Annotated in this window: 8 protein-coding genes; all 8 read left to right on the forward strand. The window is 71.6% G+C overall.

The window, feature by feature from the left end; all coding sequences use genetic code 11:
* The first annotated feature begins 8 nt into the window (after positions 1 to 8).
* The 8 genes from WBN91_RS07605 (at position 9) to WBN91_RS07640 (ending at position 6,324) form a co-directional block, all read left to right on the forward strand.
* Positions 9 to 1,286: a hypothetical protein gene (locus WBN91_RS07605; RefSeq protein ID WP_337724689.1), complete on the forward strand. Its 1,278-nt coding sequence runs from the start codon at positions 9 to 11 to the stop codon at positions 1,284 to 1,286.
* Positions 1,283 to 2,050 carry an ESX secretion-associated protein EspG gene (locus WBN91_RS07610; RefSeq protein WP_337724688.1) on the forward strand — a complete coding sequence of 256 codons (768 nt, stop codon included), beginning with the start codon at positions 1,283 to 1,285 and terminating at the stop codon, positions 2,048 to 2,050. The genes WBN91_RS07605 and WBN91_RS07610 overlap by 4 nt, the downstream gene beginning before the upstream one ends.
* A 78-nt stretch (positions 2,051 to 2,128) precedes the next feature.
* Positions 2,129 to 2,659, forward strand: coding sequence for an ESX secretion-associated protein EspG (locus tag WBN91_RS07615; RefSeq protein WP_337724687.1), 531 nt, complete (start codon positions 2,129 to 2,131; stop codon positions 2,657 to 2,659).
* Between the two features lie 39 nt (positions 2,660 to 2,698).
* Complete coding sequence (locus WBN91_RS07620; protein ID WP_337724686.1) at positions 2,699 to 3,004, forward strand: hypothetical protein; 306 nt, start codon at positions 2,699 to 2,701, stop codon at positions 3,002 to 3,004.
* Between the two features lies 1 nt (position 3,005).
* Positions 3,006 to 4,148 (forward strand): transglycosylase SLT domain-containing protein, encoded by a 1,143-nt coding sequence (locus WBN91_RS07625; protein WP_337724685.1) that lies wholly within the window; start codon positions 3,006 to 3,008, stop codon positions 4,146 to 4,148.
* A gap of 41 nt (positions 4,149 to 4,189) precedes the next feature.
* A complete protein-coding gene (locus WBN91_RS07630; RefSeq protein ID WP_337724684.1) occupies positions 4,190 to 5,335 on the forward strand; it encodes a pyridoxal phosphate-dependent aminotransferase in 1,146 nt (381 codons plus the stop codon).
* A gap of 35 nt (positions 5,336 to 5,370) precedes the next feature.
* Complete coding sequence (locus WBN91_RS07635; RefSeq protein ID WP_337724683.1) at positions 5,371 to 5,544, forward strand: hypothetical protein; 174 nt, start codon at positions 5,371 to 5,373, stop codon at positions 5,542 to 5,544.
* Between the two features lie 36 nt (positions 5,545 to 5,580).
* Entirely contained in the window at positions 5,581 to 6,324 is a 744-nt protein-coding gene (locus WBN91_RS07640; protein ID WP_337724682.1) for a potassium channel family protein, read from the forward strand.
* The last annotated feature ends 127 nt before the right edge of the window (positions 6,325 to 6,451 follow it).

The raw sequence follows: 6,451 nt of genomic DNA on the forward strand, positions 1-6,451 counted from the left end.
GGGAAGTCGTGACCGACTTCAGGCAGCTCCAGGACCACCGCTTCCAAGGTTTCGACAACGCCGGCCTCATGACGTTGCTCCAGCAGTTCACCGAGAGCGACGCCGCGCAGCGGTTCAGCACCGCCTCGCACGCGTTGCGGTCGCTCGCCGCGACGCTCGAGCAGGTGGACGAGAGCATCCGGGCCGAGCTCAAGAAGTTGGGCATCGACTGGGTGGGTGCCGCGGGTGAGCACGCCGGGGAGAAGGTGACCGTCCACGCCGACGTCGCCACCTCCGGCACGGAGGCCGGGCAGCAGAACTCCAAGGCGACCGCCGTCCAGGGCGACAACTACAGCGACTCCCGCAACGGCATGCCCGACGCCTCCAAGTTGCAGGGCGACACCGAGACCAGCTTCTGGGACGACGCCGGCGGCTTCTTCGGCTACGAGACCGACCACGCCAAAGAGGTCAAGGAGACGCAGGCCGCGCGCGAGCAGGTCATCCGCGGGTTCGACCAGTACGTCGACGCCAGTCGGGATTCGCTCAACCAGTACCAGGGCATGAACAAGCCGCCGACGTTCGACGTGACCACCGCCTCCAGCGCGGTCGCCACGCCGGTCGCCTCGGTGCAGCAGCCTGGTGGCGGGATCAGCCAGGTGCCCGGGGGTGTGCCGGGTGCGCCGGCGCCGGGTGCGCCGGCGCCGGTGCCCGGGGGTGGGTCGGTGAACGTGCCGCCGCAGTTGCCGGGTGGGTCTACCGGGGTGTTGCCGCCGAGCACGCCCACGCCCGCGCCGGGTGCGGCGCCGTTGTTGCCGGGCAAGGTGGGGGTGCCGTCCGGGCTCGGGTTGGGGCTCGGGTTGGGGCTCACGGCCGGGACGGCGCTGACCGGGCTCGCGCTCACCGCCAAGGGGGCCAAGGTCGTGCGTGGTCCGTCCACGCCGGTCGCGCCCGGTGGGGGCAAGGGTGGTGACGGGCCGCAGGGCAAGGGTGGCGCGGACGGTGGCAAGGGCGTCAAGGGCGCCGTGCCGGGGGCCGGCGCGTTGGCGGGCAAGGCGGGCATCTCCGCGACCATCGGGGCGATCGACCCCGACGGCGAGCGCGCGCCGGGCAGCCGGGGTGCGGCGGCGGGTGTCGCCGGCAAGGCCGGCGCCGGGTCGATGATGCAGGCCGCCGCCTCGCCGCGGGGCAAGGACGGCGAGGAGGACGCGGAGCACATCCGCAAGTACGGCGTGGACTCCGACGACGTCTTCGGTGACGAGCGCATGGTCGTGCAGCAGGTCATCGGCGACGAGCCCGAGACGAAGTGAGCGGCACGGTCGTCCTCTCCGCGCTGGAGTTCGACGTGGCGTGGGAGGCCGAACGGCACCAGCGGCGCAACGTCGCCCTCGACGTGCCCAGCCCGGGTGTCACGCACACCGAGCGGGCGCGGTTCGTGGAGCAGGCGTGGGGGTCGCTGGAGCAGCGCGGGCTGGCCGGCGGGCGCAGGCTCGTCCCCGAACTGGCGGACACCTTCGCCCTGCTGGCCAACCCGCAGGTGTGCGTCGACATCTGGATCTGGGTGGACCGGCGCAAGATCAAGGGCCTGGCCGCCGCGTCGGGCGACGACGCCATCCTCGCCGTGGTGGACGGCGAGGAGGTCTGGCTGATCGAGGCGCGCGGCAGCGCCCTGGCCGAGGCGGCCGTGTCGGTCGCGGGCGAGATGCCCGCCGGGCGCGGCCGGTCAATCAGCCTGCCCAACGAGGTGCTGCGCGCCGCGTCCCAGGAAGCCGGGCGCAACGCCGAGAAGCTGGTGCTCGCCCTGGAACGGCAGGGGTTGCCGCTCAGCGACGCCCAGGAGCTGGCGGGCATGTGCGACGGCATGAGCACGCGCGGCCAGTTCGGCGCGGAACGGGCGCAGCACGGCGGCCCGCCGGCGCGGGCGCGGCGCGTGGTCGCCTGGCACGACACCCCGACCGGCCGGTACCTGCACCTCGTGCGCCCGAGCTCGGACGGCCGCAGCTGGAGCACCATCACCCCGATCGACAACGCCCGCCTCGCCACCTGCGTGTGGGAGCTGATCAACGAGGTGTAGCCGGGAACCCGGGCGGCGGTCGCCGCGTCAACCCTCGTGCGGGCACCACGGCCCGCCGTCAGCCGGGAGTGACGTCTGGTGACCACCGCGACGATGAGCGCCGCCGCGTTCCGCACCGCCTGGGACCACCTCGACCTCGGCGCGATGCCGATCGTCCTGCACGTGGCGGACGAGCCCGCGCCGTGGCACGACCTGACCGCCGCCGGTCTCGCGCGCGGCGCGGAACTGGACCCGTGGCTGGGCGCGGCGTTCAAGCTGCTGGCCAACCCGCCCCGGTCGGCCGACCTGCGCCTGGGGTTCGGCAGCTCGGCGGTGCGCGCGCTGGCGGCGTCGGCGGGCGCCGGGACGGTGCTGGCGGTGCTGACCGGCGCCGTGGTGACCGTGCGCGAACTGGAGTCGGACCTGGCCGCCGCGCTGGTGGGGCTGCTGCCCGTGCTTGGCGGCGGCAACGTCGGCGGCACGGACCTGCGCGGCCGGTTCGGCGCGGCCGTGCTGGACGCCGAGGGGCACCGCAGGCGGTCGGCGGACGTCGTGGACTTCCACGGCCCGACCGACCCGGCGGCGCTGCGCGAGGCGATCACGGCGCTGCTGGATGAACTCTCGTCATAACGCGGGTGCGTCCCCGCCGGGATCTCTAGAGTGTGGGAAATGGCGGTCGCGAAGTTCAACGCCGAAGCGATGGAGCAGTGCCGGAGCACGGTGAGCGCCCAAGCCGGACAATTCGGCGCGGTGGGCGACGGGTTCTCCGGGCAGCACGCCGATCCGGGCATCTTCGGCAAGTTGGCGAATTCGGGCGGTCTTTCCTCGGCCGCCGCCGAACTGGACTCGAAGGCGGGTGCCGAGTTCGCCGCCGCCGAGTCGCTGCTGGGCAAGGTGGAGCGGGCGCTGGACGCGGTCCAGGCGTCCGTGGTCGACGTGGAGGACGCCAACGCGTCCTCGTTCCGGGCGGTGTGACGTGAGCGCGTTCGACGAGGTAGCGGGCTTGCCGGGCGGTGCCGGCCTGGCGGCGCTGGCGGACAAGGTGGAGACCGCGCGGCCCGAGGCGGTGCGCGAGATCGCGGCCCGCTGGAAGCAGGCGGCGACGAAGGGCGGCGATTCGGCCAACGCGGTCACGCAGTCCGTCTCCGGGTTGGACGGGGCGTGGGAAGGCGGGTCCGCGGACGGATTCGTCGCCTACATGGGTGAATTCACGCGCTGCGGGACGGCGTTGACCGACGCCTTGACCGCGGCGGCCGGTGATCTCGAATCCGCGGCGGCGGCACTGGAATCGGCGAAGACGTCGGTCGAGCGCATTTGTGAAAACCTGCTGAGCCGCGTGCGGCAGTTGCGCGCACAGGCGCACGGGATGCCGCAGGAGGACGTCGACAGCGCCATCCGCGGTATGTGTGCCGAGGCGGAGGGCGACGCCGGGCCGGTGATCGCGCAGGCGGAGCAGGCGTTGAGCGGGGCGCTGGGCGCGTTGAAGGGGCGGGCGGGGTCGATCAGCCCGGCGTTCTCGAGCATGGCGGACCCCGGCACGCAGGCGTTCGTGCCCGCGCCGGGTCAGCCGGTGGAGTGGACGCCCACGCCGGAACCCGAGACCAAGCCCGCTCAGGTGACCCCGACGCCGTCCGACCAGGGCGGCAGTGGCGGTTCCAGCGGTTCCAGTGGCTCAGGCGGTGGTGGCGGTTCCGGTAGTGGCGGTGGTGGCATGGGTGGACTCGGGCCGTCGGGTGGCCCGCCGTCCAGTGGTCCGCCGCCTGGCAACGTCGAGCAGTGGATCCGCGAGGCGATCAAGATCTTGCAGGCCAACGGGATCCCGGTCACCGAGGACAACATCGACGAGATCTGGACGATCATCGAGAAGGAGTCCGGCGGCAACCCGCACGCCATCAACGACTGGGACTCGAACGCGGCCAAGGGCACCCCGTCGAAGGGGTTGATGCAGTGCATCGACCCGACGTTCCAGGCGCACAAGCTGCCCGGGCACGACGACATCTGGAACCCGGTGGACAACATCATCGCCGGCGTCCGGTACACGTTCTCGCGCTACGGCGGGTTCGAGGGCCACCCGGGGTTGAAGTCGATGGCGTCGGGCGGCGGCTACCAGGGCTACTAGGAGCCGCCTCGGCCCGCCCCCGGTCGGATTAGCCTGTGCGCATGTTCGGTGTAGCTGCCAGGGCGGACGTGCCGCCGTTCCACGTCATGGACATCGTGTCCGCCGCCGCCCAGCGGCAGCGCACGCACGGCGACGTCGTGTCCCTCGCGGCCGGCCAGCCGTCCAGTCCCGCGCCGGAGCCGGTGTTGCGGGCGGCCGAGCACGCGCTGCGGCACAACCCGCTGGGGTACACCGAGCAGCTCGGGATCCTCGAACTCCGCACCGCTCTCGCCGGGCACTACGGGCGGCAGTACGGGCTCGAGGTGTCCCCCGACGACGTCGTCGTCACCACGGGCTCGTCCGGGGCGTTCCTGCTGGCGTTCCTGTCCGCGTTCGACCCCGGCAGCCGCGTCGCGCTCGCCCGGCCCGGGTACCCGGCCTACCGGAACATCCTGCGCGCCCTCGGGTGCGAGGTGGTCGAGTTGCCGTGCGGGCCGGAGACCCGGTTCCAACCCACCACCGCCATGCTCGACGAGGTCGGGCCGTTGGACGGCCTGGTCGTCGCCAGCCCCGCGAACCCCACCGGGACGGTGCTGAGCCCGACCGAACTCCGCGACCTCGCCCACTGGTGCACCGCCCACGGCACCCGGCTGATCAGCGACGAGATCTACCACGGCATCAGCTACGGCAGCCCGCTCGCCTGCGCGTGGGAAACCTCCCGCGACTCCGTGGTCGTCAACTCGTTCTCCAAGGCCTTCGCCATGACGGGCTGGCGCTTGGGCTGGATGCTCATGCCGCCGGACCTCCGCGACGCCGCCGACCGCCTCACCGGCAACTTCACCCTCTGCCCACCCGCCCTCGCGCAACACGCGGCGGTGCAGGCGTTCACCGACGAGTCCTACGCCTACACCGCCTCCCTGGTCGACGGCTACCGCCACAACCGGGACGTCCTGCTCCAGGGCCTGCACGACCTGGGCATCACCAAGATCGCCCCGGCGGACGGCGCGTTCTACGCCTACGCCGACGTCTCGCACCTCACCGACGACTCGATGGCCTTCTGTCGCAAGCTGCTCGCCGACACCGGAGTCGCGATCGTCCCGGGCATCGACTTCGACCCGGTGCACGGCCACGAGTTCGTCCGGTTCTCCTTCGCCGGCAGCGCGGGCGACATGACCGAGGCCCTGCGCCGGCTCAAGTCCTGGCTCTGAGGAACCACCAGGTCAGACCGCACGTTGGAGGGGACATGGTCAAGATAATCCTGTGGCTGCTCGCGATCTGGGTGGCCCTGAGCCTGGTGGGCGCCGTCGTGAAGGGCCTGTTCTGGCTGGCGATCATCGGTGGCGTGCTGTTCCTGGGCACCGCCGCGTACGGGGCGATCAAGAGCAGCGGTCGAAAGGGCATCAAGGGGCCTCGCTAGCTGGAAAACCGCTGCTCCGGCGGTCACCATAGGGCGGTGTTGGACAGTGATGAGCACCGGCTGACCCAGTGGGAGCGGCGGGTCGAGTGGCCGCTGACGGTGTTGGCGGTCGTCTTCCTGGTGGTCTACGCCTGGCAGGTCCTGGACAACCGGGCCACGGCCGGGCTGCACATGACGCTCGAAGTCGTCCTGTGGGGCGTGTGGCTGGTGTTCGCACTGGACTACGCGGCCCGCTTCACGCTGGCCGTGAACAAGCGCCGGTTCTTCGTGACGCACCTGTTCGACCTGCTCACGGTGGTCCTGCCGATGGTCCGGCAGCTGCGGGTGCTGCGCTTGATCACCGTGCTGAAGGTGCTCAACAGGCGGTACGCGGGTCGGGTTCGCGAGCGCATCGGCGTGTACGCGGCGGGTGTGACGCTGCTGGTGGGGCTGTGCGCGTCGCTCGCGGTGCTGGACGCCGAACGCAACCATCCTGACGCCACGATCACCACGTTCGGCGATGCCGCCTGGTGGACCCTGACCACGATCTCCACCGTTGGGTACGGCGATCGTTATCCCGTGACGTGGGAGGGGAGGTTGGTCGCTGCCTTGCTCATGATTGGCGGGATCGCGCTGCTTGGTGTCATCACGGGCACCATCGCGTCTTGGCTGGTTGATCGGTTGAGCGGGGTGGAGGAGCAGGTGGTGGAGGCTGAGCAGGCCACGTTGGCGGAACTGCGGTCGGTGAAGGCGGAACTGGCAGAACTCCGCGCCGAACTCCGGGCCGCGAAAACCAGTTAGAGCGATTGGCCCCGGTATCGCCGCCACCCGGCAAAGCTTTTCCCGCGCGCAGCGCGTCCTTCGCGCGCGGAGCGCGCGGTAGGTGTTACCTACAAGTGGAGGGCCTCGGTTCCCCCACCGTATGGCC

Source organism: Saccharothrix sp. CCNWYY140, from assembly GCF_037401995.1.
GTDB lineage: Bacteria > Actinomycetota > Actinomycetes > Mycobacteriales > Pseudonocardiaceae > Actinosynnema.

Bases quoted from the DNA above. Each gene is read 5' to 3' on its own strand.
- WBN91_RS07630 (WP_337724684.1), top strand. From the start codon at position 4,190: ATGTTCGGTGTAGCTGCCAGGGCGGACGTGCCGCCGTTCCACGTCATG.
- WBN91_RS07635 (WP_337724683.1), top strand. From the start codon at position 5,371: ATGGTCAAGATAATCCTGTGGCTGCTCGCGATCTGGGTGGCCCTGAGC.
- WBN91_RS07620 (WP_337724686.1), top strand. From the start codon at position 2,699: ATGGCGGTCGCGAAGTTCAACGCCGAAGCGATGGAGCAGTGCCGGAGC.